Origin of the sequence: Ruegeria halocynthiae (genome assembly GCF_900106805.1) — a bacterium.
Taxonomy (GTDB): domain Bacteria; phylum Pseudomonadota; class Alphaproteobacteria; order Rhodobacterales; family Rhodobacteraceae; genus Ruegeria; species Ruegeria halocynthiae.
Genome location: NZ_FNNP01000004.1, coordinates 235,202 through 261,640, shown reverse-complemented (window position 1 = coordinate 261,640; position 26,439 = coordinate 235,202). Strand labels below are relative to the sequence as shown.

The following is a 26,439-nucleotide window of genomic DNA, read 5'->3' as shown; positions in this document are numbered from 1 at the left end:
CAAAGCGGCAGGCTTTACCGGCGCGTACGAGAGACGGGCCGATCCGGCACCGGCGCGGTGCGGAACGGTCGGAACCGCGCCCGTTTGAGCCACAGCTTCAATGCCTGCCAGTGGATCAGCACTACGGCCCGCCGCGCCCCAAACGGACGCCGCCATAGCGATCGCAGAATAATATGGTTGCTAAGCGGTTGGCGAGGGCCGGTCAGCGTTGCGATCAGGCCACCACCGGCGCGCCCATAGTCAATCCAGACACCGACGCGCTCATCCCGATAGTCAAACCGGAAGGTATACGTGCCTTCGATCTTCTGGAACGGAGAGACATGCATCAGCTTGTCGGCCACTATCCGGTCTGCCGGCGTGATGATCGAAAAATCGGGTTTATGGCACAGATAGCTGTGGCGTGTACCATAGGTGTTGGTCACCTCGGCCACCACTGCATAGAGCTGATCCGCTTCATCAAAGCAAAACCAGAAGCTGACAGGGTTGAACACATGCCCAAGCAGCCGGGGTTGAGTCAGCAACATCATTCGAGCCGGTAGCGGAATACCTTGCGTTTCAAAACATTCGCGCAGCCAGACCGCCCCGCGCCCCTGACCGGGTTCTCCCCCGTGATCGAGATCACGCCAGTTGGTGATGTTAGCAGCATTGACCGAGAACAGCGCAGGTGTCTCGAGGCAGGCTTCCGGGTTGAACAGAATGTAGTCGATGGAATAGCGAAATGCATTCTCGACGGCGCCCTTGCGTCCGTGAAAAGTATGACCTGCAATGTGATCAACTGTGTTCATGATGCAGATGTTCCGTACTTCCTGCAAACTGTTCAAACGACATTCTTTTCCGCATACTCCTTCTGCTTACATTACGATAAACAGCCCGTAGTGGATGAAAAATTGTAATCCAAACTGATCCAGCTTGGGCCACGTCGCGTATTGAGGTTATGTTTACTGAGATCTACACCGCGACTTTGGACGAACCGGCACCTGAAATTGCCGCCAAGTCTGTCTGGCGCGGCCCCAAACGCTTCAAGGGCAAACCGGTGAACAAACAAAACAAAACCTGCGACACCAAGAGAGAATGGGTGGGCCACGTTCGTCGTATCCGCGACGCGCAGGATCAGGTTTCTTTTGCTGAGCTTTTTCAGCATTTCGCACCCCGCATCAAAGCATTCCTGATCAAGTCCGGATCGGATGCGGCGCTGGCCGAGGAATGTGCGCAAGAGGTAATGGCGACCCTTTGGCACAAGGCCCATCTGTTCGATCCTTCCCGCGCGACCGTAGCGACGTGGGTGTTCACAATCGCAAGGAACAAGCGCATCGATGTGTTGCGCAAGCAACGCCGCCCCGAACCTGAAGACCTCTGGTGGGGACCAGAAGCAGAGCCCGAGCAGGAAGACGTTCTGGTACTGCAGCAGGAAACCGCGCAGCTGCGTGATGCCATGACGGCGTTACCCGAGGCGCAAAGACAGCTGATCGAGAAAGCCTATTTCGGAGATCTGAGCCATCGAGAAATCGCATCTCAGACCGGATTGCCTTTGGGCACGATCAAATCACGGATACGGTTGGCGCTGGATCGCTTGCGCCACGCGATGAATTGAGATGACGATGATGAGTAACGATATCAAACATCACCTGACCGACGACCTGCTGATGGCCTATGCCGCAGGTAGCCTGCCCGAAGCGTTCGACCTGATGGTTGCCACGCATCTGTCATTGTGTGACCACTGCCGTGCCCGCGCCGAAAGCTTTGACGCCGTTGGCGGCTGTGTTCTGCAGGCGCAGGATACCACTGAAAGCATGAACGACGGCTCGCTGGCGGCGACGATGGCATTGATCGCCCAAGGTGTGCCCACGCCCCGACCCGAACGCTCGTTCTGTTCGGTCTTACCTGCACCGCTGCAAGATTATGTTGGCGGTGATGTGAATGCCATCAAATGGAAGCCAGTCGGCATGGGTGTCAAACAAGCCATTCTGCCGACAACCAGCGAAGCCACCGCGCGGTTGCTGTTCATTCCGGCCGGGTCCGCTGTGCCTGACCACAGCCATAACGGCATTGAGCTGACCATGGTCCTGCAGGGTGCCTTCTCGGATGAGCTCGATCATTTCGCGCGTGGCGATGTCGAAATCGCCGATCAGGATGTTCACCATACGCCTACGGCAGATATATCAGACGATTGTATTTGTCTGGCCGTCACTGACGCACCGCTGAAGTTCAGCAAACTGATGCCGCGCCTGCTCCAGCCTTTCCTGCGAATCTGACTACGGGTAGCTAGCTTTCGGTCTTTCCCAGCGGCACCACGTTGGACTGATCATCGGGTGCAATCTCTTCGAAATCGAAATTGTCCAACCTCTGCGCGCGGCGACCGGCCTTTTCGGCACTGATCTTGATTTCCGAAATATCCTTGGCAGCCTGCCCGAAATGGCGATCAAGGTTCAACACACGATCGCCCAGACGTTCAACATCCTTGTGCAGCATCCCCAGTTCTTTGCGGATCGCACCCGCCTGTTCCTGCATCCTCGCGTCCTTGAGGATCGCACGCATCGTGTTCAGTGTCGCCATGCAGGTGGTCGGGGACACGATCCAAACGCGTTTCGAAAAGCTCTCCTGCACCAGTTCAGGGAACTTGGCGTGCAGCTCGGCATAGACCGCCTCGGACGGCAGGAACATCAGCGCTCCATCAGCAGTTTCGCCATCCAGGATATACTTCTCGGCTATATCGTTGATGTGCTTCCGCACCGTACTGCGGAACATCTGTGCCGCAGCTTTCAGCTCCAGATCATTAGTCGATCCGATCAGCGCCTCATAGGCTTCCAGCGGGAATTTGCTGTCGATCACAATCGGTCCAGGAGGGTTCGGCAGGTTGATCAGGCAATCCGCTCGTCGCCCGTTCGACAATGTTGCCTGCAGCTTAAAACTATCCGATGGCAGCGCCTTAGAGACGATATCGTTCAGCTGGATCTCCCCGAACGCGCCGCGCGTCTGCTTGTTCGACAGAATATCCTGCAAACTCAATACATCTCCTGAAAGCTTGGTGATGTTGTCTTGCGCCTTGTCAATCGCCGCGAGACGTTCCTGAAGTTGCGTCAGCGAACTCGCTGTTTGCTTCGATGATCCATGCAGAGATTCTTTCATCCGCTCCTGCATCTCGGCCAGCGCGCGCGCCGATTTCATCGCGTTATCCGCCAGTCGGTCATTCATTTGTTGCTGCACCGAGGATAGGCGGGATTCGACAGTCTGGATCACTTGCACCTGCGCATTGGCCTGCGCGTCTGAAACATGCTGCAGACCACCACGCATTTGCTCCTGCCCTTGCCCCAGTGCCTGCACGTGTTGGCCCAGATGCGCTATCTGCCGCGCCAGAGGTTCCGCCATCCGCGCCGAACGGTTTGCAGCGCGTAGCGACAGAAACAACAGCAACAGAATCAACGTCACCACACCGCCCGCAATCAGGATAACGGGGTCATTCAATGCATATTGGGTGCCAGCAATCTCGATCATGTCGCCTCGGGTGTTCTTGTTTTATTCTTCATAACCCGAGCGGACCCTCGGATCAACTGCGGCCGAACAGGCGTTCGATATCGCTCAGCTTCAGTTCCACGTAAGTTGGCCGTCCGTGGTTGCATTGGCCGGAATGAGGCGTCGCCTCCATCTCGCGCAACAGGGCGTTCATCTCTTCGGCGCGCATCCGACGCCCGGACCGGACAGAGCCGTGGCAAGCCACGCGGCTCAGGATCGCCTCGATCCGCGCCTGCACGGTTCGGCTTTCGCCCTGATCGGCAAGCTCATCAAGAATGTCGAGGATCATCGCGCGGGCATCGACCTCGCCTAGAATGGCCGGGGTCTCACGCACGGCGATAGCACCGCCGCCAAAGGGTTCTATGGCCAATCCAAAACGCGCCAGATCCTCTGCAACAGCCATCAGGCGCGTGCAATCGCTTTCGGTCAGGTCGACGATTTCGGGGATCAGCAAAGCCTGCGCCGCGACGCCGTTTTTGGCCATCTGAGACTTCAGCTTCTCGTAGACCAAACGTTCATGCGCCGCGTGCTGATCCACAATCACCATACCATCGGCAGTCTGAGCGATAATGTAGTTCTCGTGCACTTGCCCACGCGCAGCACCCAAGGGCAGGTCTTGCCTCTCCTCGATCGGCGCAACTTCGGGCACCGGCTCAACGAAACGTCCGCTATAATCCTGCGACAGCTCCGCAAAGCCCGGAGACTGCGCCCGATAGGCTGCCTGACGTGCTGCGGGCGAAGGGCGATCCATCTGATACACCCGCGCCGGCGCAACGGACTCAGGTTCTGGCCGCATTGCACCCAAGGTAGCGTTGGCGACAGTCGAGGATGCCCTGTGCCCGGCCTCGGCCAGCGCATGGCGCAGGCTGGACACGATCAAGCCGCGCGCCAGACCCGGATCGCGGAACCGCACTTCGGATTTTGCAGGATGCACGTTCACATCGACCAGCGTCGGATCGCAATCAACAAAAAGTGCCGCCGCAGGATGCCGGTCGCGACTGAGAAAATCGAAATAGGCGGCGCGCAGGGCTCCAGTCAGCATCTTGTCCCGCACAGGTCGCCCGTTGACGAAAAGATACTGCGCTACGGCAGCACCGCGCGAATAGGTCGGCAGCGCAGCATATCCATACAGCCTGAGCCCTTCACGGGTGGCATCAATCTGCAAGGCGTTCTCGGCAAACTCACGACCAAGAACACGGGCCAGACGGGCGTGCAGCGCATCGAACAGATCACCATTCTCGCGGTCGGCGCGGAAGGTCACGCGCCCCTCACGACCGCCCGAGACATCGCGCAGAGTGAACGCGACCGCAGGCTCAGCCATCGCCAGACGTTTCACGATGTCCGAGATCGCCTGCGCCTCGGCCCGGTCCGTGCGCATGAATTTCAGCCTAGCTGGAGTGGCGTAGAACAGGTCGCGCAGATCGACCACCGTGCCTGCGCGCAATGCTGCGGGTTTCACCGCCTCCATTTGACCACCTGATACGCGGATCGAGGCCGCGTCAGCCCCCGGAACACGGCTGGTGATACTCAGACGCCCAACTGCCCCCAACGATGGCAGGGCCTCACCGCGAAACCCGAATGTATGAATGTTCAACAGGTCCGACCCGTCGATCTTTGAAGTGGCATGACGCGACAATGCCAACGGCAGATCACTTGCCGCGATGCCGCAGCCGTCATCTGTGACACGAATCAGAGTCTTACCCCCGTCCGCGATATCAATGGCAATCCGAGCGGCCCCGGCGTCGATGGCGTTTTCGACCAGTTCCTTGACCGCAGAGGCCGGTCGTTCCACGACCTCACCCGCCGCAATCCGGTTGATAGCCGCATCATCAAGCTGTCGGATCACCGGGCGATTATCGCTGATATTGGGGTCTGCATAAACCATACCGCTAGACCTAGCATAGGTACACGCGATTCGACCACTGATTTGAATGGATGCCAAGGGGGTCTAAAACAGGGTGTCCGGCCAACTTGACCGCGCCGAAGAGGGGGTAGCGACTAGGGTCAGAACTGGCCGGACAAACCAAAGTGAGTGGTGGTCATGCGGTTAACAATTGAAGATTTGGTATCACGCGATATGGAATAAATCTTGTTAAGATTAAGGGACTGTTTCCACTTGGCGAAGTTCAGCCGATACCCTGCGGAGACCGTTGGCGTGAATACGCCAAGTCAAGCGTGACTTGGTGCTCCTGTACGGGCGCGGCACGGGCCAAGGGCGGCGGTTAGGGCCAGAATCAGGCCCGAGATCGTCGCAATCATCCCTGCCGCGCTCACGGCATCTGCAGCACCCAGCCACAGCGGGCCATACCCTGCCAACACGTAGCCTGACACGGCAGAGACGGTCGCAAAAATTACGCTCCAGACGATCTGGGTTTCAAGCCTGTTGGTCATCATCCGGGCCGCTGATGGCGGGCAGATAAACATGGCAATCACAATGATTGAGCCCACCGCATCAAATGCAGCAACAGCGGCGATCGCAGCGGTGATCACCAAAGCCAGCCCAAGCGCACCGGTTCGGATACCGATGGTCCGGGCAAAGCCCTCGTCAAAGGTAGATATCTTGAGCGGTCGCCAAAACAGCCACGTAAACAGGATGACACCCGTCAATGTCAGCGCGATGCGCGGCAATTCAGGCGGCAGCCCAGCCAATGCCTGCACATCCAACAGCGACGACCAGCCCGTTGCATCCAGCCATATCAGGCTTTCCAGATTCCCGTACAGCGCGTGCTCCACATCCAGATGGACTGTCGAAGTGTCGGTTTGCTCAAGCAGAAGAACACCGCCCGCGAACATGGTCGTGAATACGACACCCATCGCAGCACCCGGTTCGATTTGACCCAATCGCCGGATGGCTTCGATCATCACAACGGCGACAACAGCGGCCCCGGCCGCACCCAGCATCATCGGCCAGGTTGAGATCGCCCCCGTCAGCAAAAACGCCACGACGATACCGGGCAGCACCACATGGCTGATCGCATCGCCGATCAGGGCCTGTTTGCGCAGCACCAGAAAATTGCCGGGCAGTGCACAGGCGATGGCGGCAAATGTGCCGATCAACAACGGCGTCAGCGACAGGGGTACAAACTCTTCGCCGCTCATGGCGTAACCTCCTGCGGACCACCGATACGGCGGTCGATCTCGGCGATCTGGTCTTGTGTCAGCACGGTTTCAATATCGCGTAGACCATTGTACAGCGCCGCGGTCGCCTCATGCGCCTGATCGGCGCGCACGATCTCCCACCGCTTTTCATCCCGCAAGGCTTTGGCGGCACGCGATTTGCCAGCCTCAGTCGCGACACCATCGGCACGCACGGCGCCAGCACGGCGCAACAAGCGAATGGTCAGCGGTTCATATATCTTCTGCCCTTGCGCCAACGCCAACAAACCCTGCCGGATATGCACTCGGCGCTGGAACCGCAAATGGCGCAGAACGGCGGCCAGTACACCTCGCACTGGCGCAAGCAACAAGGACAGCGCAAAGAATCCAAAGCTGACCAGAACGATGATCGGACCTGTCGGCAAGTTCGGGGCCAAGGCTGACAGCGCCGCCCCCAAATAGCCCGCAAGACCTCCGGCCAGCCCCGCGATCAATACCACGCGGTCGGATCGGTCAGTCCAGAACCGGGCCGTCACCGGAGGAATAATCAACAAAGCAACGATCAGGATCAGGCCAACGATTTTCAGCCCAACCACGGTGACAGCCATGACAAGGCCCATCATCGCAAGATCAATCCGATGCACGGGCAACCCGCGCGCAGCAGCGAATTCGGGGTCAAAGGCCACCATTGTCATCGGACGGCGGATGATCATCACCAGCACCAGCGTCGCCGCGCCTCCGATCGCGATCACCAGGGCATCCGCCCACAGCATCCCCGCAGTAGAGCCCAGCAAGAACCCTTCCAGCCCGGCTTGCCGACCAACTCCCATGGTTTGAATGACGGTCAGCAGAACAATACCAAACCCGAAGAACACTGACAGAACTGCGCCGATGGCGGCATCTTCTGCAAGCCGTGTATGGCGTGTCAGCCAGTTCATACAGAGCAGACCGATCCACGCGGACATGGCCGAACCCGCAAGCAGACCGATCAGGTTACGCCCATCGCCACCAAAGGCCACCAAAACCATGAAAGCAAGGCAAACGCCTGGTAGGGTCGCATGGCTGATGGCATCGCTGACCAGAGCACGTTTGCGCAGGAACAAGAATGTCCCGGTCACACCCGCCGAAACGCCTAACAACGTCGCACCGATTGCGACCAGCGTGGCGTTATAGCCAAGCTGTAGGGTCAGAGCTTCCCAGAGCATGGCTATCCCAACGCGCGTGATATCTGATCGATTTGGGCCGTTGCGAGGCGCCCGCCATAGGCAGCTTGCAGCGTTTCGACAGTAAAGGCCTGCGCCACCGGGCCTTCGGCCACTTTGCGGGTGTTGATCAGGAATACATGGTCGAAATAATCTGTAACCGTGGCCAGATCGTGATGCACCACGACGACAGTCTTACCCGCCTCTTTCAACGATTTCAGCACAGCGATGATGGCCTTTTCGGTCGCGGCATCGACGCCCGCAAAGGGTTCGTCAAGCAGATACAGATCGGCGTCCTGCGCCAAGGCACGGGCAAGAAAGACCCTCTGCTGCTGACCACCAGATAGCTGGCCAATCTGACGGTCGGCGAATTCACGCATACCCACACGGTTCAGGCAGTCCATCGCACGGGCCTTGTGGCGTGCGCGAACACGGCCCAGAAGACCCAACTGACGTGACAAGCCCATCAGAACCACGTCAATCACGCGCGTTGGGAAATCCCAGTCCACGCTGGCGCGTTGTGGCACATATGCGATACGGGCGCGTTGATCATCGAGCGGCTGACCATAGACCATCACCTGCCCAGACAGCGGCGAAACGATACCCAGTGCGGCCTTGAGAATGGTCGATTTGCCGGCCCCGTTCGGCCCGATGATCGCGGTCATCGCGCCAGGTTGCACCGTCATATCCACCGAGAACACAGCAGGTTTTTGCCCGTACGAAACAGTCAGACCGCGAATGGCAAGAGGGCTGTGATCAACGTTCTGTTCTTCTGTGGAAACACCCTGAACTGCGGCAAGTTCCAGCATCGCTCAGAACCCCGCCGACAATTTGCCGTTCATGCCACGCGCGGGCGCGTCCGCGCCCAGTGCACCGGCGATCACGGTGATGTTGTGATCGAGCATACCAATATAGGTGCCCTCATAGGTGCCCGGTTCGCCCATGGCGTCGGAATAAAGTTCCCCGCCAACACCCACGTCATGCCCTTCGGCTGCGGCACCCTCGATCAGGGCACGCATCGAGCGGTCGGAAACCGAGCTTTCCACAAAGACCGCATTCAACTGCCGGTTCACAAGTGTGTCGACCAGTTCACCAATCCGGTTCAGGCCCGCCTCGGACTGGGTTGAGATGCCCTGAATGCCCAAAACTTCATAACCATATTCAGCACCGAAATATCCAAAGGCGTCGTGGGCCGTAACCAGCACACGATTGTCTTCAGGAACTGCGATCAACATTTGGTCACCATAAGCGCTCAATGCGTCGATCTCGGCCAGGAACGCCTGGGTATTTGCGGCAAAAACATCTGCGGCCTCAGGTCGGGCTTCGGTCAGCGCGTGTTGCACCTCAAGCACCACATCACGCCACAACACCGGGCTCATCCAGACGTGCGGGTCGTATTTGTCGTCATAATTATCATGGGCGCGCAGTTTGGTTTTGTCGATCCCTTCAGCCACAGCCACAACGCTCTGCTTGCGACCCAGATCGTCAAAGAAATCACCCATCTGTGCTTCCAGATAGAGCCCGTGCCACAGCACCAGATCGGCGCGAGTCATCGCCACGATATCGGTCCGGGTCTGGCGATAGGCATGCGGGTCGACACCCGGGCCCATCAGGCCTTTGACCTCAACCTGATCCCCGCCAACCTGACGGGCAGCGTCGGCAATCATGCCGGTGGTGGCGACCACTTTAAGCGGCGCCTCAGCCATGGCAACTGCCGGCAATGCAGCGGCCAACGCCAATGCTGCAAGAAAGGTGCGACGAATCATCTCCGACTCCGTTCGGGTGTCTTATTCACCCAATATGAGAACCATTCGCAAGTAAGTCAATGCAAATGCGAATTACTCGCAAGAAAACACCTATTTTGTCCATTTGGTCAAATTTTTAGCTGTTCACGTGTTGGCACACCTTTCCTTTCCCTGCGACCCATGCGATTTTACTGCAAACCTCCTAAAGGACGGAAGTAATGGAAACGCAGAGCTCAGAAAGCCCCGTGCGCACCCCGCATCTGCCGCAGGTGACTGAACCCCGGAACCCCGGCATGGAACTGGATCTGGATTGGGTGCGGGCCGTACAGGCCAATACGTCGGCCATTGAACGCCGCGCCGCGACCCTTCCCGGTCGGCGATCGGTGAAGAAGGATTATCAAGCCGCGTGGCTGCTGAAGGCGATCACCATGATCGACCTGACCACTTTGTCGGGCGATGACACGGTGGGCCGGGTCCGCCGTCTGTGCGCCAAGGCCCGTCAACCGGTGGCGCCAGCGGTCCTGCAGGCACTGGATATGCCGCCAATCACCACCGGAGCGGTCTGTGTCTACCATGACATGATCGAAACTGCCGTTGATGCGTTGAAGGGCACGGGTATACCGGTTGCCGCGGTGTCCACCGGCTTTCCGGCGGGCCTATCCCCCTTCCACCTGCGCGTGGCCGAGATTGAAGAAAGCGTCAAAGCGGGTGCTGAAGAGATCGACATCGTGATCTCACGCCGCCATGTGCTGTCTGGCGACTGGCAGGCCCTGTACGATGAGATGAAGGCGTTCCGCGTCGCTTGTGGCGATGCCCATGTCAAAGCCATCCTCGCCACCGGTGAATTGGGCAGCCTGCGCAATGTCGCCCGCGCCTCGCTGGTCTGCGTGATGGCCGGGGCGGATTTCATCAAGACTTCGACCGGCAAGGAAAGTGTGAACGCTACTCTGCCCGTTTCGTTGGTCATGATCCGTGCGATCCGCGACTACTATGACCGCACCGGGTACCGCGTTGGCTATAAGCCTGCAGGCGGCATCTCAAAGGCTAAGGACGCGCTGGTTTACCTGTCTCTGATCAAGGATGAACTGGGTGACCGTTGGCTGCAGCCGGACTTGTACCGCTTTGGCGCATCATCATTGCTGGGCGATATCGAGCGGCAATTGGAACACTACGTCACCGGTGCCTACTCCGCTGGCTACCGTCACTCCATGGGCTGAGGACAAGAACAATGACAGTCAAAGAGATTTTCGAGACCATGGATTATGGCCCTGCCCCTGAAAGCGCCGCCGAAGCACTGGCTTGGCTGGTCGATCAGGGCGACAAGTTCGGTCACTATATCGACGGTGCCTTCACCAAGCCTGGCAAGGGGTTTGACAGCCGCAACCCGGCGACCGGAGAAGTTCTGGCCAAGCTGACACAAGCCAAACAGGCTGACGTGGACGCTGCCGTTGGTGCCGCACGTAAAGCGCAACCCAAGTGGGAAAAGCTGGGTGGTGCGGGTCGTGCTCGGTATCTCTACGCGATTGCGCGCCTGCTGCAGAAGCATTCGCGCTTGTTTGCAGTGCTGGAGAGCATGGATAACGGCAAACCGATCCGTGAATCACGCGATATCGACATCCCGCTGGCTCAGCGGCATTTCTATTACCACGCGGGCATGGCGCAGCTGATGGAAAGCGAGCTGCCCGACGCTCAGGCTCTGGGCGTGTGCGGCCAGATCATCCCGTGGAATTTCCCGCTGCTGATGTTGTCGTGGAAGATCGCCCCGGCGCTGGCAATGGGGAATACGGTGGTTTTGAAACCGGCCGAATATACTTCGCTAACCGCTTTGCTGTTTGCCGATATCTGCACACAGGCCGGGCTACCGAAAGGCGTGGTCAACATCGTGACCGGCGACGGTGCCGCGGGCGAGATGATTGTAAACTCGGACGTTGATAAAATTGCCTTTACCGGCTCAACCGTTGTAGGCCGCCGTATCCGCGAGGCGACTGCAGGCTCGGGCAAGGAACTGACCCTGGAACTGGGCGGCAAATCGGCCTACGTCGTCTTCGACGACGCCGATATCGATTCAGCTATCGAAGGTCTGGTCGACGCGATCTGGTTCAATCAAGGTCAGGTCTGCTGTGCGGGATCGCGCCTGCTGGTGCAAGAAGGCATCGCCGACCGCTTCCACGAGAAGCTTCGCGCCCGGATGGACATGTTGCGCATCGGCGACCCGCTGGACAAATGCATAGATGTCGGCGCGGTTGTGGATCCGGTTCAGCTGCAGACCATCAAGGGCATGGTCGAAAGCAACACGGCCGGTCACGTCCATCAGGCGGCCTGCGAGCTGCCAGAGAATGGCTGCTACTACCCGCCGACATTGATCTCGGGGTTAGAAACCTCAGACCCGCTGATGCAGGAAGAGATTTTTGGCCCGGTTCTGGTGTCGTCTACTTTCCGCACCCCGGAAGAAGCGGTCGAGTTGGCCAACAACACTCGCTACGGCTTGGCCGCAACGGTCTGGACCGAGAACGTGAACCTCGCACTGGATATCGCACCCAAGCTGGTCGCCGGCGTGGTCTGGGTGAATGCGACCAACCTGTTCGATGCCGCTGCCGGGTTCGGCGGCGTGCGCGAAAGCGGCTTTGGCCGCGAAGGCGGTTGGGAAGGTCTGGCGGCCTATACCAAGCCCAAAGGCAAGGCTAAGCCGCTGGCGAAGGTCGAAGCCACTACGGGCGAAGGTGCCCCTGTCGATCCGATTGACCGCACCGCCAAGATGTATATAGGCGGCAAGCAGGCCCGGCCCGATAGCGGCTACTCAAAACCCGTCTGGGGCAAATCCGGCCTGCTGGGCCATGTGGGACTTGGCAATCGCAAGGATGTCCGGAACGCGGTTGAGGCCGCGGCAGGTGCCAAAGGTTGGTCCAAGACCACCGGCCACCTGCGGGCGCAGGTCCTGTATTACATCGGCGAAAACCTTTCGGCGCGGGCCGATGAATTCGCCGTTCGTATCGACGCAATGACCGGCAAAAAGGACGGCGCGAAAGAGGTCGAAGCTTCGATCCAGCGCCTGTTCACCGCAGCCGCCTGGGCCGACAAGTATGATGGTCAAGTGCATGGCGTTCCGATCCGGGGCGTGGCCATTGCAATGAAGGAACCGGTCGGTGTCATCGGCGCGCTTTGTGCGGATGAGGCGCCGCTTCTGGGTCTGGTCTCGGCCATGGCCCCTGCGATTGCGATGGGCAACCGGGTGGTTTTGGCAGCCTCCGAGCCCTATCCGCTGGCGGCGACCGATTTCTACCAGATTCTTGAAACTTCGGATGTGCCCGCAGGCGTGGTCAACATCCTGACCGGTAGCCATGCGGAACTGGCGAAACCGCTGGCCTCGCACCTGAACGTCGATGCGGTCTGGTCGTTCTCGTCCACCGATCTGTCAAAAGAGATTGAGGTCGTCTCGGCCGGGAACATCAAACGCACCTGGGTCAATAACGCAACGGCATTTGACTGGAGCGTAGACCATTCCCGCCGCTTCCTGCAGGCTGCGACCGAAGTGAAAAACATCTGGGTGCCCTACGGCGAATAGGGCTCCCGCATCAGGGAGGCCCAAATGGATTTTTCAGGAAAGACTGCCATCGTTATCGGTGGCACCAGCGGTATTAATCGAGGCATCGCCGAGGCTTTTGCGGCATCGGGTGCCAAATTGGCCGTTGCCAGCCGTTCACAGGAAAAAGTTGATGATACAGTTGCGGCGCTGAAGGCGGCCGGTGCGCAGGAGGCAATCGGTGCGGCCTTTGACGTGCGAGATCCAGACGCGGTGGCCGCAGGATTGAAACAGTTCCATGACGCTTTGGGTGATTTTGACGTTCTCGTCTCAGGCGCGGCGGGCAATTTCCCTGCACTGGCCGCCGAGATGTCGGTCAACGCCTTCAAGACCGTGATCGATATCGATCTGATGGGCACGGTCCATGTGATGAAAGGGGCTTATCCTTTCCTCAAACGCCCCGGCGCCAGCATCATCAACATTTCGGCCCCGCAGGCGTTTCTGCCCTACGAAGGGCAGGCCCATGTCTGCGCCGCAAAAGCGGGTGTCGATCAGATCACCCGCACGCTGTCGATGGAATGGGGCATTGAAGGCATTCGGGTGAACTCGGTCGTGCCCGGTTTCATCGAGGGCACCGAAGGGGCCAAACGCCTGGCCCCGACGCCTGATGCCGGAGAAGCGCTGCGCCGTGACGTTCCGCTGGGGCGCTGGGGTCAGCCTCGGGACGTTGCCAATGCCTGCCTGTTTCTCAGCTCGGATCTGGCCAGCTATATCAGCGGCACGGTTCTGTCTGTGGACGGTGCGCTGTATCAGCGCGGGTCCGGCAAGTTCGGACAGATGATGGGGCAGATGCTGCGCGACGCAGCAGGAAAGCAGGGCTGAGCATCTCTGCGGAATTCTGCGAGGGTACTGCCCGTGCAAAGGTGTGTGTGTAGGAGACCAGACATTCAGCAAACAAAGCCAAATGTCTGGTTTAGAATCTTGGCGTCACTCGTGACCCGACGTGCCCCACCAATGCGGTTGATCTGCTCCGCCCTTGTTTCATCAGTTCGTGGTTTCCAGCCCCTCGGGCTTGCCAACAACGGTAAAGTGCAGTCCATCGGGGTCCAGCAATTCGGCCGCGACGCGGTTCACATCTTTCAACGTCACCGCGTTCACCTTGTCATTACGGGTCGCAATATAGTCGATGGGCAGGTCTTCCATCTGCATCCCCACCATGATCCCGGCGATCTGTCCGTTGCCATCAAAACGCAGCGGGTAGGCCCCGGTCAGATATGTCTTGGCGTCATCCAGTTCTTTTTGCGTCACGCCTTGTGTGGCTGCGCGCGCCCACTCCTGCCGGATCACGTCCACCGCTTCGGCAATACGGTCATTGGCTGAAGAGACCGAACCCAGATAGACCGAAGCCAGATCCTTGGGCACCAGATAGGTCGCCACACCATAGGTCAGGCCGCGTTTTTCGCGTACTTCCTGCATCAGACGACTCTCGAAACCGCCGCCACCCAGAATATGGTTCAGAATATAGGCCGCAAAAAAATCAGGGTCGTCGCGATCAATGCCCTCCTGACCAAACAGAGCGACCGATTGCGGAGTGTTAAAATCCACCACATTCACGCCGCCGTCAATTGTGACGTCTGCCTTGTCCGGAACAGGTTTTCCGGTTGCAGGCAGGTCCACCAGCAAATCGTCCAGCAATACGCCCAGCTCTTTGGCGGTGATGTCTCCAACCGCGCCGACATAAAGCCGGTCTCTGGCAAAAACATTGTCATAGGCGGCAACGATATCGTCACGAGTCAGGGCAGAGACACTTTCGATCGTACCTTTACCGTCCGACCCATAGGGATGGTCGCCATAGGCCATTTCCGCAAAACTGCGGCCTGCGATATCGTTTGGGTCTGTCTGATCCGATCGCAGGCCTGAAATCACCTGAGCCCGCACCCGGTCGATAGCATCCTGATCGAAACGGGGCTTGTGAATCGTGGTCTGCAACAGATCAATCACCTCATCCCGGTTCTCGGTCAAAAACCGTGTCGAAATGGAAACTGTGTCATCCGTCGCACGATAGCTGAAAGACGCCGCCAGCGATTCAAGTTCGCGGGCATAGGTTCGCGCGTCCATGTCGCCCGCGCCTTCTTCGATCAGCCCGCTCATCAGGTAGACCGCGCCTCGTGCGTCCGGATCGTCCAGCGAGGTACCGCCCCGAAACCGCAGTTCCAGAGCGGTGAAGGGGATCGAGTGATCCTCGACCAGCCAAGCGGTGATACCGCCGGGCGAGGTAACTTCTTCAATCTCGATTTCAGCCCATGCGGGCAGCGCAATCACAACAGCGATAAGGGTCGCGAAAATCCGTTTCATTGGGTCACCTCATCGTCACGTATCATCCAGCCAGTTACGGATGTTTCGAGCTGCAGCACCTCGCGGGCTGCGGCGATGATTTCATCCCCGGTGACGGTCTGTACGATATCGGGCCAGGCCTGCACGTCCTCGACGGTCAATCCGCTGGTTAACGCGCGGCCATAGCGGTTTCCGATACCGTCCACATTGTCGCGCGCATAGGTTTGCGCCGCGCGGAGCTGCATTTTGATGCGGTCCAGATCTTCCTGATTCACGCCTTTGGCGATGAAATCCGCGACGGCTTCGTCCATTGCATCCTCAGCCTCCTGCAACGAGACGCCCTCGGCCGGCACAACGATCAGATCAAAGGTCGTGTCGTCCAATGAGACACCACGGTAGAACGCCCCGGTATAGACTACCTTCTGCTGCTCGAACTGAAGCTTCTCGTTCAGGTAGGAGGTGGTGCTACCGCCCAGCAACTCGGCCAGCAGGTACAGAGCGGCGGCTTTTTCCTGCTCACCTGCATCGCGTTCGGGCGCCAGATAGCTGCGCTGCACATAAGGTTGCGCCACGCGGGCATCCTTGTAGGTCAGGCGGCGTTCTGCCGTTTGCGGAGGCTCCTGCGAGCGGACTCGTTCCGGCAGATCGAGATTGGCGGGAATCACGCCGTAATACTGATCAGCCAGCGCCCTGACCTCGCCCGGGTCGACATCGCCGGTTACAACCAGAATGGCGTTATTGGGCGCATAGTGGGTCTGATAGAAGGACAGCGCATCGTCCATGTCCAGCGCTTCCATCTCATGCTTCCAGCCGATGATGGGAACGCCATAGCGATGGTTCAGATACTGCGCTGCGCTCATCTGTTCACCGAACAGGGCACGGGGGTTGTTTTCGGTCCTCTGGTTGCGCTCTTCCAGGATCACGTCACGTTCAGTAGTGATGTCATTCTCGGTCAGGCGAATGTTGCGCATCCGGTCCGCCTCCATCCCCATCATCAGTTCCAGCCGGTCCGCCGCAACGCGCTGGAAATAAGCGGTGTAGTCGTACGAGGTGAAGGCATTATCATTGCCGCCATTGGCAGCGACGGTGGCGGACAACTCGCCCGCCTTCATCGTATCGGTCCCCTTGAACAGCAGATGTTCAAGGAAATGCGCCACGCCGGACGAGCCGATCGGTTCATCCGCAGACCCGGCCCGGTACCAGACCATATGCTGCACGACCGGCGCGCGGTGATCTTCGACCACCACGACATCCATGCCATTGTCGAGCGTGAAAGTGGTGACCGCCTCGTGCCCTTCTTTGGCGAACAAGGGTGTAGCGGCGATCAGAGCAGCCGACAGTGCCAGGGCCCGAACCATGGGGCGTCCTCCGTTTCGTTTCTGGTATTCAAACTACGGTGGTGGTGCCGGTGTTCAAGGCCAATGACGGAAAGTTAAGAAGAATTCATTCAAGCGGTGGCGCCGAAGGTGTTTCGATCCCACGCTGACGCGCGGCCTCGTTCGCATTGTTGGCATTGATGGCTTCTCGCTCATAAGCCTGCGCATACCGGTCAACCGGGAACAGGCGCAATCGGGTCCAGCGAGACTTGCGCTTGCGGAAATCCACGTCTTCCTGGGTGGTCACCTGGCGGGTATTGGCCGGCACGCCATATCGGCTCGAGGCTGTCACCAGCGCCGCATCACCTGAGGGAATAGGTGCATTGGGATTTAGCGCGGCCTCACTGCCGCCCAATGCCACAACCGCATCAGCTTTGGGGTGGGGGTCGGTCAGGTTCTCGCCCCCCGGAGTGGGTGCGGGCAGGAACGCATAATCCTGGGGCTGGGTCAGTGGTTTGACCGGCAGCACCGAGAACTCGTCCGGCCCCTTGCCCGGCGGTTCAAGATTGCGCAAACCGATATCGGAACAGCCCGCAACAGATGCTGCGAGTGTCAGAACAAGAATGGCGCGTGGCATACGCATCAGTGTCTCCAGCCAGTTTCAGGCGCTTTTATCGCATATCATCGGGCAGGTCACGAGGGCTTTTTGCCATCAAACAGCACCAACCCCAACGCGCCCGCAAAAATGAACACATCGGCCAGATTGAACACAAACGGATTGTTGATGCCGCAGCAGGACATGTTCAGAAAATCCAGAACATAGCCATATAATACCCGATCCACGACATTACCCAGCGCGCCGCCGATCAAAAGACCACCGCAAATTTGCCGGAATTTCGTGGATGCAGAACGGCCAAGCCAGATCAGCATGCCAAGACAAATTGCAACCGAGACGCCAATCAGCACCCAGCGGGCGGCGTCCGAATCTCCCTGAAACAACCCAAAATTGATGCCGCGATTCTCACCGTATCTGAACACCAGCAGCGGTGGCAGGACGTCAATATCGCCCTGCGCTACGCGCAACACATGCACGACCAGATACTTGCTGATCTGGTCGATCAGAAACGCGGCCAACCCGACCCAGAGGAGGAGTGAATTCCGCATCAGTGCCGGAAATGCCGCATACCGGTAAAGACCATCGCCAGACCGGCCTCATCAGCGGCTGCGATCACCTCATCGTCGCGCATCGAGCCGCCGGGCTGGATAACGCAGGTCGCCCCGGCTTGCGCTGCCTCCATCAACCCATCGGGGAACGGAAAAAACGCATCGGACGCCACAGCCGATCCGATGGTCAGCGGTTGTTGCAGACCCAGCGCATCAGCCATGCGTTCAGCCTTTTTGGCCGCGATCAGGGCCGAATCAACCCGGCTCATCTGACCCGCGCCAACGCCAACGGTGGCACCGTCTTTAACATAAACGATGGCGTTGGATTTGACGTGTTTCGCGACCTTCCATGCAAACAACAGGTCACGCATCTGATCTTCGGTCGGTGCCTTTTGGGTAACGACTTTCAGATCATCCATGCCGACAAAGCCATTATCCTTGTCCTGTACCAACAGGCCGCCAGCCACCTGACGGACGGTCTTGCCACCTGCGGACACATCCGGCAGTGCCTCGGTTGTCAGCAGACGCAGGTTTTTCTTCGCGGCGAAGATCGCTCTGGCCTCGTCGGAGGCGCCCGGAGCGATCACAACCTCTGTGAAAATCCCGGTGATCTCCTGCGCGGTTTCGGCATCCAGAGGCTGGTTCAACGCCACGATACCACCAAACGCCGAGGTGCGGTCGCAATCGAACGCCGCCTTGTAGGCATCTAACAGTGTTGTGCCCCTGGCCACGCCACAAGGGTTGGCGTGTTTGATGATGGCACATGCCGCGCCCTCGGCCGGGTCGAACTCGGCCACCAACTCGAACGCCGCGTCGGTGTCATTGATGTTGTTATAGCTCAGTTCCTTGCCTTGATGCTGCACGGCAGTTGCCACGCCGGGGCGGCCCGAGCCATCGGTGTAGAACGCAGCCGTCTGGTGACTGTTCTCGCCATAGCGCAGCGTTTGCTTCAGCTCACCGGCGAAGGCACGGCGGCGCCGCGGTGCCTCGGCGGCCAACGCGTCAGCCATCCAGTTCGAGACGGCTGTGTCATAGGCAGCTGTGCGCGCATACGCCGTCTGCGCCAGCTTTTGACGGAAGGCATAGGACGTCTGGCCATCATTTGCAGCAAGTTCCGCCAGCAGCGTGTCGTAATCCTGAACGTCGACCACCACGTTGACAAACGCATGGTTTTTCGACGCCGCGCGGATCATTGCCGGGCCACCGATATCGATGTTCTCGACACATTCATCATACCCGGCGCCCTTGGCCACGGTCGCCTCGAACGGATAAAGGTTTACCACCAGCAAATCGATCGCGCCGATTCCGTGTTCGTTCATCGCGGCCACATGCGTGTCATTGTCCCGCAGCGCCAGCAGGCCGCCATGCACCATCGGGTGCAACGTCTTGACCCGGCCATCCATCATTTCGGGAAAGCCAGTCACCTCACTGACATCTTTCACCTCAAGCCCTGCATCGCGCAGCGCCTTGGCCGTGCCGCCGGTCGACAGCAATTCGACCCCGCGCTCGGCCAGTGCCTTACCCAGCTCGATCAGCCCGGTCTTGTCGGAAACGGAAAGCAACGCGCGGCGCACGGGGTGAAGATCGGTCATGGGTCCAAAGGTCCTTTTGGCGTCAGTCGAAAACGGGCTCGTCCCGGTGCGTGTCGCGCACGGCATAGGCTGTATCCTGAGCCTTGCTGAGCGTCCACCGGATGCGCGTCGCATACTCCATTGCGAGGCCAGATAGAACGATCTGTTTTGTCGCGCGGGGCTTTAACCGGCCTTTTTCCAAATAAACACTTGGTTCCAATGACAATTTTCCCAAGCTATCGTGGCGGAAAACCCAAATCTCACCACTTTTGAGCGCCATCGACACAGCCGCGCCGCCCAAATCCAGTGCGGCATCTACATCAGGATGCAGGTGAAACCGGATATCAAAGGCGATACCTTTAAGGCCAGACCCATCCATCGCCCGATCAAATTGCCGTTTGGCCTTGTCGGTTGCAGTCAGAAGGATATCTTCGCCAACCAGTTCGCGCCCGTCAAAGCGCAGCTCAAGCGTGCGGGCGTGGGTCAGGCCAAACACTTTGGCATAACCGTCATGGCCGACCATGAACCGGGTGCCTTCATAGGCGTCTTCGAACTCGACCGGCACATCCCGCGGTCCATCGACCAGCGCTTCGAGCGCCGTGCCCTTGACCGGCGAGGTAAGCCGGGCACTGGAAAACCCGTCGACACACAGGGTGGAATGGGACGGTGTTGCCCGCCCTGCCCGGCGCCAGTCCTGTCCGAAACTGCCTCCTGATCCACAGTTCACGATCAATGGACGGCGCCCCGAGGTCAGTTCGAACGCGAGGGTCGAGGCATGTGCGTTATACGATGCCGCACCTTGAGGGGGCACACTGGCATCCACCAGAACCGTGGTCCGTGAGGCCGCCAGTCGCGCATAGCCCATCGACAGGTCTGAATGCTGCTGCGGCTTGACCCCGCTTTGCGCCAAGGCTTGATCCAGTCGCCCCTCCAACCCGCGGCCACCACCGTGAAATCGTGCCAGCGCCCCATCCGCATGGCGCAGATTACGCAGGGTTGGCGCGATACGTTTGATCGCTTCGGTCTGTGAAGCAGGCGTGCCCCGACCCACTTCGCTGAGTGCTGCTGAACTCCAGGCCAGTAAGGTGAAAACCTCCAGCAATTCCTCGGGGTTGCGGGTAGGGATACCGCCTTCGGCATCAATTTGGCGGTCACATTCCCGCGCCAGTGCACGCAGGGCAGGATCAGCCATCTGCTCCAACCCTTCCAGCGCCAGTCCGGCCTGCACCAGACCGGCCAGCGCCTCGAACCGTGGCAAGCCCGGTGTCGCTGCTGTCCAGCGTTTGGACAGGAACCACGTCTGCTGTGCCAATGCGCGGAAGAACGCCTTGCTCTGTGTTTCATCTGAACCGCGCAGCAGGAATTGAGAGTGGTTGATCCAGCGGATTACCCGGCGCCCGGTCAGATCAGGTGCCCACCCGGGCCCTGTTCCGCGCCCATGTGTCTCAATCCAGCCCCAGACCCACCGCTGCGCCTTTTCACGAGCGCGCATGTCACCCACGGCGGCCAGATCGTCCAGCCAGACAAACCCGTGCCGTTCATCATCGAAATCCGGACTCGGGGCGGCTACGTCCCAAAGGTCTGTATCATTGGCCTCGACCAGATATCCTGCGAACAGCAGATTTCCGGCCACAAGTTGGCGCCCACGGGCAAATGAACCAACCGTGCGAGGCTCGGGCTGGCTTACAAATCCCTTGACCGCCTTCTGCCTTTGGCTCAGGCGCGCGTAAAGGCGGTTCTGAAACCGCATCCAGCGATTGGTCATTGTGTCCGAGTTTGACATGACGCTTGCGACTCTGCCCCTTGCGCTCTGCGGGCGCTTGAGCACACGATAGACCGGTCCGTTCGTCAAGTCATCGAAAAGCGTAGCCTCAGGCGGATTTGTTCAGGCAGGCAATATAGAACCCGTCCATACCACCGCGCTCGGGCCAGTAATCAGGGCGCAGACGCAAGCCGCCTTCTTCAGTGATCCAGCTCTCCTCGACGCCCGAAAAGCCAAGCGCTGAACGGTCGACCTGCATGTCCGGGTGTTGTCCCAGCGCCTCTTCGATCTGCACCTCACCTTCGTCCGGCAGCAGGGAACAGGTGCAATACACCAGCCGGCCGCCGGGTCTCAGAAGGGTCCAGGCATGGGCCAACATTCTTGCTTGCAGCTCAATCAATTCACCGAATTCCGATCCGTCCTTGGCGAATGGCAAGTCCGGATGGCGACGAATCGTGCCGGTGGCAGAGCAGGGTGCGTCCAGCAGAATGGCGTCATACTGCCCCTGATGTTCAAGCGCGTCTCCTGCAATCACCTTGGCTTTCAGCCCCGTTCGCTTCAAATTCTCGCGAACACGAACAAGACGCGCATCGGAGATATCCAGAGCCGTAACATCGGCCCCCGCCGCAGCCAATTGTAACGTCTTACCGCCGGGCGCTGCGCAAAGATCCAGTATCTTTTCCCCGGCTTTCGGGGCCAGAGCCCGCACGGGTAAGGCCGCCGCCGCGTCCTGCACCCACCACGTACCCGCCTCGTACCCTGGCAGGGTTGACACCTGCCCGGCATCCCGCAGTCGGACCGATCCGGTGGGCAGGGTTTCTCCATCCGGGGCTTCAGCATCCGATTTTAGGGTTAAATCCAATGGCGCACCGTTGAAATGGGCCTGCTCCATGCCCTTCACCGCCTCCTCGCCCCACGCCATGATTAGCGGATCGCGCAGCCATTCCGGCAAGCGAGGTACGCGCATCTTGGGCCATGCGTCCGGTCCATCGGCAGCGATCTTTCGCAGGACAGCATTCACCAACCCCTTAAGCCGCCCGTGTTTGCGCGAGCGGCCTACGATCTCGACCATCGAATTAACAACCCCATGCGCGGCCTCACCCTGACACAGCTCGACCGTGCCGAGCCGCAGGGCATTGTGGACCGTCAGTGCAGGGGTCTGCCGCAGGTGGTCGACCAACAGCCGGTCGACCCGTTCCAGCCCACGCAGGGTTTCAATCGTCAATCTTTGAGCGCGCGCGCGATCTTCGGGGGCCAAACGATCCAGCGCGCCGGCTGCAAGACATTCGGGCAACAGCCGCCCCTCGCCCAGTATCTGATCCAACAGATAGATTGCGCTCCGTCGCGCGGCTGTGGCGGAATTTGACATGATGCTGAGTGCCTCTCGTGACCTTTGCCCGCATTGCCTTGGGCGGACGAGGGCGTATATCAAGGCCCTGAACAGAAAGGAACCCGATGTCATGAGTGACGAGTGCAAAGACCTGCCACCTGCCGCGCAGCGCGCCCTCGCCGAAGCAGAGGAACGGCGCAAAAAGTCCGAGGCCGAAGCGAAGGCCCGGCCCAAGGAGCTGGGTGGGCGTGACGGTCCGGATCCCGCCCGCTATGGCGATTGGGAGAAAAAAGGTATCGCCATCGATTTCTGATCAACCGCCGCGCAGCGCTTGCAAGAAGTCATCGATCAGGACCCGCTGTCGCTTCGAGCGCACCCGATCCTCGGGCCATGTCAGCCAATAGCCATCTTTCGTTGCAAGTTCGGGCATCTCTAGTCTGCACAGCTGACCGGTCTCTAAGCTGCCCAATGCCAGAGGAAGTGAACCCAACGCGATCCCCATGCCCTGACGCGCCGCCGTGATCGCGTGACCGACAGAGTCGAAACTGATTCTGCCCGCAGGCAATTCCTCAATTCCCGCAACTTGCGCCCAGTCCTGCCAACTGGGGCGTTCTCCGCGCAGATCGATCAGCGGTGCGCCCCAGTCAACATCAGGAGCCGCCATCGGAACCAACACCTCGGGCGCGATGAGCTTGGCCTTACGGCCCGGCCAATGGCCGCGGCCATACCGAATTTGCAGCCACGTCCGTTCTTCTTCGAGCGAGGATCGACGGGTCATTGAATCCGTCATGACACGCACCTTGGGCTGCATCTTGAGAAACACAGGCAACGCAGGCAGAACCAACGCATGAATATGCGACGATAACCCCGCAACCCGAAGCTCACGCGGGGATTTGCCGAACAAATCCTCGGTATTGCGTTCCAAAGCCTGTAAACTGTCCTGCACGAGCGGCAGATAGCTTTCACCTTCGATCGTCAGCGATACGCCCCGTGCCTCGCGCACGAACAGCGACCGGCCCAACCAGGCTTCAAGGTTGCCGATCCGCTGGCTGACAGCCGCCTGTGTCAAACCGAACTCTCGCGCAGCAGCGGAAAAGCCGCCCAATCGCCCGGCAGCTTCGAACACGCGCAGCCAATCCAGCGGTGGCAGACCAACCTTTTTCTTAGTCATAAGAATTTCCAAGCCTTAGCAGAAAGAAGGATTAATTGTGTTAATGCCATGAGGTGCGTATCTCCTCAAGCAAAGCCCGCGCTGAACAGGAGATTCCCATGCTGCGCTCTGCCACCCATGACCCGTCGATGGTCACCATCGAATTTGCCAACGGCTCCCAATCCCGTTTTCACGCCATCTGGCTGCGCGACAACGCGCTGGACCCCGAAACCCGCGCACCCGGCAATGGCCAACGCCTGATCACAATCGGCGACATTCCCGCCACTGTGTCGATCAGCGCCGCAGAGGTCGCGAACGGGGATCTGAACGTCACCTTTCAGCCGGAAGACAAAACTGTGACCTTCCCAGCCAGTTGGTTGGCCGAACACGTCTATGATGGCGCTCAGGACCGCCAGATTGGCCGGATCGCGTCAGGCGTCACAACCTGGGAACGCGGCACCGACGCGCCCAGCGGTGATTGGAACGAAGTACAAGCGTACCCTGCAGCCAAGCGCAACTGGCTGACCGCAGTGGCTGAATACGGCTTTGCCAAGCTGACAGGCGGCCCAACTGAACCTGAATCGCTGCTGAAAGTGGCAAATCTGTTCGGCTACGTGCGTGAGACCAACTACGGCCCCTACTTCGAGGTCCGGACCGAGGTGAACCCAACCAACCTCGCCTACACCGGTTTGGGTCTGCAGGCCCATACGGACAACCCCTACCGCGACCCGGTTCCGACGCTGCAAATCCTCTATTGTCTTGAGAATTCGGCCGAAGGCGGGGATTCCATCGTGGTCGACGGCTTCCGAGCAGCCGAAAAACTGCGCGATCAGAACCCCGACGGCTTCGCCTTACTGGCGGGCTATCCAGCACGGTTCGAATACAAAGGCTCTGATGGCGTCTGTCTGCAATCGCGTCGCCCGATGATCGAACTGTCTCCGGATGGCGAATTGATCGGCATCCGCTTCAACAACCGCTCATCCGCCCCCTTCGTAGATGTGCCTTTCGAAAAGATGGAGGCCTACTACGCCGCTTACCGTCAGCTGGCAGAGATCATCGACGACCCCGCGATGGGTGTATCGTTCAAGCTGGAACCGGGGGAAAGCTTCATCGTGGACAATACCCGCGTGCTCCACGCGCGATTGGGCTACTCCGGCGCAGGATCGCGCTGGCTGCAGGGCTGTTATGCAGACAAGGACGGGCTGCTTTCCACTCTGGCCGCGATGCAGATGACCCAGCCGGAGGCAGCGGAATGAAACCCGATTTTTTGACCCTGAACAGGGACAACATCGTGGCCTTCATCGGTGATATCTTCGAACGCCGTGGCGACGAGGAATATCTGGGCGAACCCGTCACGATGGCTCAACATATGCTGCAAGGCGCCACGATTGCCGAACAGAACGGGCAAGCCGAAGAAATCATCGTCGGTGCGCTTCTGCATGATATCGGCCACTTCACATCCGAGTTCGGCACCTATCATCCCGACGATACCGAGGACCGCCACCACGAAGACGCCGGTGCCGAGGTGTTGGAGCAGTTCTTTCCTTCGGTCATAACCGACTGCTGCCGATACCATGTGGCTGCCAAACGGTATCTCTGTGCCACGAAGCCGGAGTATTACAACCGCCTGTCTGCAGCTTCGGTCCATACGCTGGAATTGCAGGGCGGCCCGATGAGCGCCGAGGAAATTGCCGCGTTCGAGGCCAACCCGAACCTGAAAGAGATCATTCAGGTCCGATATCTGGATGAGGCGGGCAAACGCGCCGATATGGATACCCCGGAATTCGCGCATTTTGCACCGATGGTGCAGCGGATGGTTGACCAGCATCTGAAAGACACCTGAGGCCGCCCGATCCGTATGCTTGCCGCTGCCAAGAAAATTCGACGAATTTTCTTGGCAGCTATTGCCGAAACCTACAGTCCCAGTACGTCCACCATGTCATATTGTCCGGGGGCCTTGCCCTGCCCCCAAAGCGCTGCTTTCAGAGCGCCGCGGGCAAAAACGGCGCGATCCGACGCCAGGTGGCGCAGCACGATGCGTTCACCCGGGGCAGCGAACAGAACGTCATGTTCGCCCACGATGTCGCCACCGCGAATCGCATGAAACCCAATGTCGCCACGTTTGCGTGCGCCGGTAATGCCGTCGCGGCCGCGATCGGATACATCGTCCAGCTTGACACCGCGCCCTTCGGCGGCGGCCTCACCCAGCATCAGTGCCGTGCCCGAGGGCGCGTCAACCTTGTGGTGGTGGTGACTCTCGATCACTTCGATATCGAAATCCGCATCCAGCGCAGCGGCGACCTTTTTGGTCAGTTGCACCAACAGGTTGACACCGAGGCTCATATTCCCTGCCCGCACGATCACTGCATGGCGCGAGGCAGGTTCCAGCGCTGCGATTTCTTTGTCAGACATTCCGGTTGTACCAATCACGTGCACGCAGCGTGCCTGCGCAGCCAGCGCGGCGAATTCCAGCGTTGCCTCTGGGGCGGTAAAGTCGATCACAGCCTGCGCTTGTGCAAATGCCTCAAGCGGATCATCCGTCACTTTAACGCCTAGCGTCTGACCACCCATCGCCTCACCAATATCATGACCGATCCAGTCATGGCCTTCGCGCTCAACGACGCCGACCAGACGCGCCTGATCACTGTCGGTCACGGTTTTGATCAGCATCTGCCCCATCCGGCCCGAAGCCCCTGTAATGACGATCCCCGGAATATGAGTCATTGCGCTGGTCCTTTT

Annotated in this window: 24 protein-coding genes; 8 read left to right on the top strand and 16 right to left on the bottom strand. The window is 59.3% G+C overall.

The genetic code is table 11. The features are described 5' to 3' along the window. Positions 1 to 14: 14 nt before the first annotated feature. Positions 15 to 785: a DUF1365 domain-containing protein gene (locus BLU89_RS13585; protein WP_074737371.1), complete on the bottom strand. Its 771-nt coding sequence runs from the start codon at positions 783 to 785 to the stop codon at positions 15 to 17. 149 nt (positions 786 to 934) lie between these two features. Between BLU89_RS13585 and BLU89_RS13580 the strand changes: the two genes are divergently transcribed. Together BLU89_RS13580 and BLU89_RS13575 are read left to right on the top strand one after the other, a co-directional pair. Then, entirely contained in the window at positions 935 to 1,591 is a 657-nt protein-coding gene (locus BLU89_RS13580; protein WP_074737370.1) for a sigma-70 family RNA polymerase sigma factor, read from the top strand. Positions 1,592 to 1,601: 10 nt separating this feature from the next. Beyond that, positions 1,602 to 2,252, top strand: a complete 651-nt coding sequence (locus BLU89_RS13575) for a ChrR family anti-sigma-E factor (protein WP_074737399.1) — start codon at positions 1,602 to 1,604, stop codon at positions 2,250 to 2,252. Positions 2,253 to 2,262: 10 nt separating this feature from the next. On the opposite strand, the gene BLU89_RS13570 is transcribed toward BLU89_RS13575, so the two are convergent. The 6 genes from BLU89_RS13570 to BLU89_RS13545 all read right to left on the bottom strand — a co-directional run bounded on the left by BLU89_RS13570 (position 2,263) and on the right by BLU89_RS13545 (position 9,574). Next, a complete protein-coding gene (locus BLU89_RS13570; RefSeq protein WP_074737369.1) occupies positions 2,263 to 3,492 on the bottom strand; it encodes a DNA recombination protein RmuC in 1,230 nt (409 codons plus the stop codon). A 52-nt stretch (positions 3,493 to 3,544) separates the two neighbouring features. Next, complete coding sequence (mutL, locus tag BLU89_RS13565; protein WP_074737368.1) at positions 3,545 to 5,395, bottom strand: DNA mismatch repair endonuclease MutL; 1,851 nt, start codon at positions 5,393 to 5,395, stop codon at positions 3,545 to 3,547. A 284-nt stretch (positions 5,396 to 5,679) separates the two neighbouring features. Next, positions 5,680 to 6,609: a metal ABC transporter permease gene (locus BLU89_RS13560; protein WP_074737367.1), complete on the bottom strand. Its 930-nt coding sequence runs from the start codon at positions 6,607 to 6,609 to the stop codon at positions 5,680 to 5,682. Beyond that, positions 6,606 to 7,811 (bottom strand): metal ABC transporter permease, encoded by a 1,206-nt coding sequence (locus BLU89_RS13555; RefSeq protein WP_074737366.1) that lies wholly within the window; start codon positions 7,809 to 7,811, stop codon positions 6,606 to 6,608. The genes BLU89_RS13560 and BLU89_RS13555 overlap by 4 nt, the downstream gene beginning before the upstream one ends. Positions 7,812 to 7,813: 2 nt before the next feature. After that, positions 7,814 to 8,617 (bottom strand): metal ABC transporter ATP-binding protein, encoded by an 804-nt coding sequence (locus tag BLU89_RS13550; RefSeq protein ID WP_074737365.1) that lies wholly within the window; start codon positions 8,615 to 8,617, stop codon positions 7,814 to 7,816. A gap of 3 nt (positions 8,618 to 8,620) precedes the next feature. After that, positions 8,621 to 9,574 (bottom strand): metal ABC transporter solute-binding protein, Zn/Mn family, encoded by a 954-nt coding sequence (locus BLU89_RS13545; protein WP_074737364.1) that lies wholly within the window; start codon positions 9,572 to 9,574, stop codon positions 8,621 to 8,623. Between the two features lie 197 nt (positions 9,575 to 9,771). On the opposite strand from BLU89_RS13545, the gene deoC reads away from it, so the two are divergent. Genes deoC through BLU89_RS13530 form a run of 3 tightly spaced genes read left to right on the top strand, consistent with a single transcriptional unit; the run spans position 9,772 to position 13,955 of the window. Then, entirely contained in the window at positions 9,772 to 10,770 is a 999-nt protein-coding gene (deoC, locus tag BLU89_RS13540) for a deoxyribose-phosphate aldolase (RefSeq protein WP_074737363.1), read from the top strand. An 11-nt stretch (positions 10,771 to 10,781) separates the two neighbouring features. Further along, entirely contained in the window at positions 10,782 to 13,115 is a 2,334-nt protein-coding gene (locus BLU89_RS13535; RefSeq protein WP_074737362.1) for an aldehyde dehydrogenase family protein, read from the top strand. Positions 13,116 to 13,139: 24 nt separating this feature from the next. After that, on the top strand, positions 13,140 to 13,955 hold the full coding sequence (locus tag BLU89_RS13530; protein ID WP_074737361.1) for an SDR family oxidoreductase: 816 nt from the start codon (positions 13,140 to 13,142) through the stop codon (positions 13,953 to 13,955). Between the two features lie 162 nt (positions 13,956 to 14,117). Here the strand turns inward: BLU89_RS13530 and BLU89_RS13525 are convergent, their stop codons facing one another. From BLU89_RS13525 to BLU89_RS13495, 7 genes are all read right to left on the bottom strand, one after another. After that, positions 14,118 to 15,428: a M16 family metallopeptidase gene (locus tag BLU89_RS13525; protein ID WP_074737360.1), complete on the bottom strand. Its 1,311-nt coding sequence runs from the start codon at positions 15,426 to 15,428 to the stop codon at positions 14,118 to 14,120. Beyond that, positions 15,425 to 16,765, bottom strand: coding sequence for a M16 family metallopeptidase (locus BLU89_RS13520; RefSeq protein WP_074737359.1), 1,341 nt, complete (start codon positions 16,763 to 16,765; stop codon positions 15,425 to 15,427). Before BLU89_RS13520 ends, BLU89_RS13525 begins: the two co-directional genes overlap by 4 nt. 85 nt (positions 16,766 to 16,850) lie before the next feature. Beyond that, entirely contained in the window at positions 16,851 to 17,366 is a 516-nt protein-coding gene (locus BLU89_RS13515; RefSeq protein ID WP_074737358.1) for a DUF3035 domain-containing protein, read from the bottom strand. A 50-nt stretch (positions 17,367 to 17,416) separates the two neighbouring features. Then, a complete protein-coding gene (lspA, locus tag BLU89_RS13510) occupies positions 17,417 to 17,887 on the bottom strand; it encodes a signal peptidase II (RefSeq protein ID WP_074737357.1) in 471 nt (156 codons plus the stop codon). Continuing rightward, a complete protein-coding gene (gene purH, locus BLU89_RS13505; RefSeq protein WP_074737356.1) occupies positions 17,887 to 19,479 on the bottom strand; it encodes a bifunctional phosphoribosylaminoimidazolecarboxamide formyltransferase/IMP cyclohydrolase in 1,593 nt (530 codons plus the stop codon). Before purH ends, lspA begins: the two co-directional genes overlap by 1 nt. 22 nt (positions 19,480 to 19,501) lie before the next feature. Beyond that, positions 19,502 to 21,241 (bottom strand): heparinase II/III family protein, encoded by a 1,740-nt coding sequence (locus BLU89_RS13500; RefSeq protein WP_074737355.1) that lies wholly within the window; start codon positions 21,239 to 21,241, stop codon positions 19,502 to 19,504. Positions 21,242 to 21,329: 88 nt separating this feature from the next. Further along, positions 21,330 to 22,589, bottom strand: a complete 1,260-nt coding sequence (locus BLU89_RS13495; protein WP_074737354.1) for an RsmB/NOP family class I SAM-dependent RNA methyltransferase — start codon at positions 22,587 to 22,589, stop codon at positions 21,330 to 21,332. Positions 22,590 to 22,680: 91 nt separating this feature from the next. On the opposite strand from BLU89_RS13495, the gene BLU89_RS13490 reads away from it, so the two are divergent. Beyond that, positions 22,681 to 22,863, top strand: a complete 183-nt coding sequence (locus tag BLU89_RS13490) for a DUF1674 domain-containing protein (RefSeq protein WP_074737398.1) — start codon at positions 22,681 to 22,683, stop codon at positions 22,861 to 22,863. On the opposite strand, the gene BLU89_RS13485 is transcribed toward BLU89_RS13490, so the two are convergent. Further along, positions 22,864 to 23,721, bottom strand: a complete 858-nt coding sequence (locus tag BLU89_RS13485; protein ID WP_074737353.1) for a LysR family transcriptional regulator — start codon at positions 23,719 to 23,721, stop codon at positions 22,864 to 22,866. Positions 23,722 to 23,819: 98 nt separating this feature from the next. Between BLU89_RS13485 and tmpA the strand changes: the two genes are divergently transcribed. After that, the gene (gene tmpA, locus BLU89_RS13480) at positions 23,820 to 24,956 is read left to right on the top strand and encodes a 2-trimethylaminoethylphosphonate dioxygenase (protein WP_074737352.1); all 1,137 of its coding nucleotides are present in this window, start codon (positions 23,820 to 23,822) and stop codon (positions 24,954 to 24,956) included. Continuing rightward, positions 24,953 to 25,543, top strand: coding sequence for a (R)-1-hydroxy-2-trimethylaminoethylphosphonate oxygenase (tmpB, locus tag BLU89_RS13475; RefSeq protein ID WP_074737351.1), 591 nt, complete (start codon positions 24,953 to 24,955; stop codon positions 25,541 to 25,543). The genes tmpA and tmpB overlap by 4 nt, the downstream gene beginning before the upstream one ends. Before the next feature lie 71 nt (positions 25,544 to 25,614). Here tmpB and dapB read toward each other — a convergent pair whose 3' ends face one another. Continuing rightward, positions 25,615 to 26,424 carry a 4-hydroxy-tetrahydrodipicolinate reductase gene (dapB, locus tag BLU89_RS13470; RefSeq protein ID WP_074737350.1) on the bottom strand — a complete coding sequence of 270 codons (810 nt, stop codon included), beginning with the start codon at positions 26,422 to 26,424 and terminating at the stop codon, positions 25,615 to 25,617. Positions 26,425 to 26,439 lie beyond the last annotated feature (15 nt).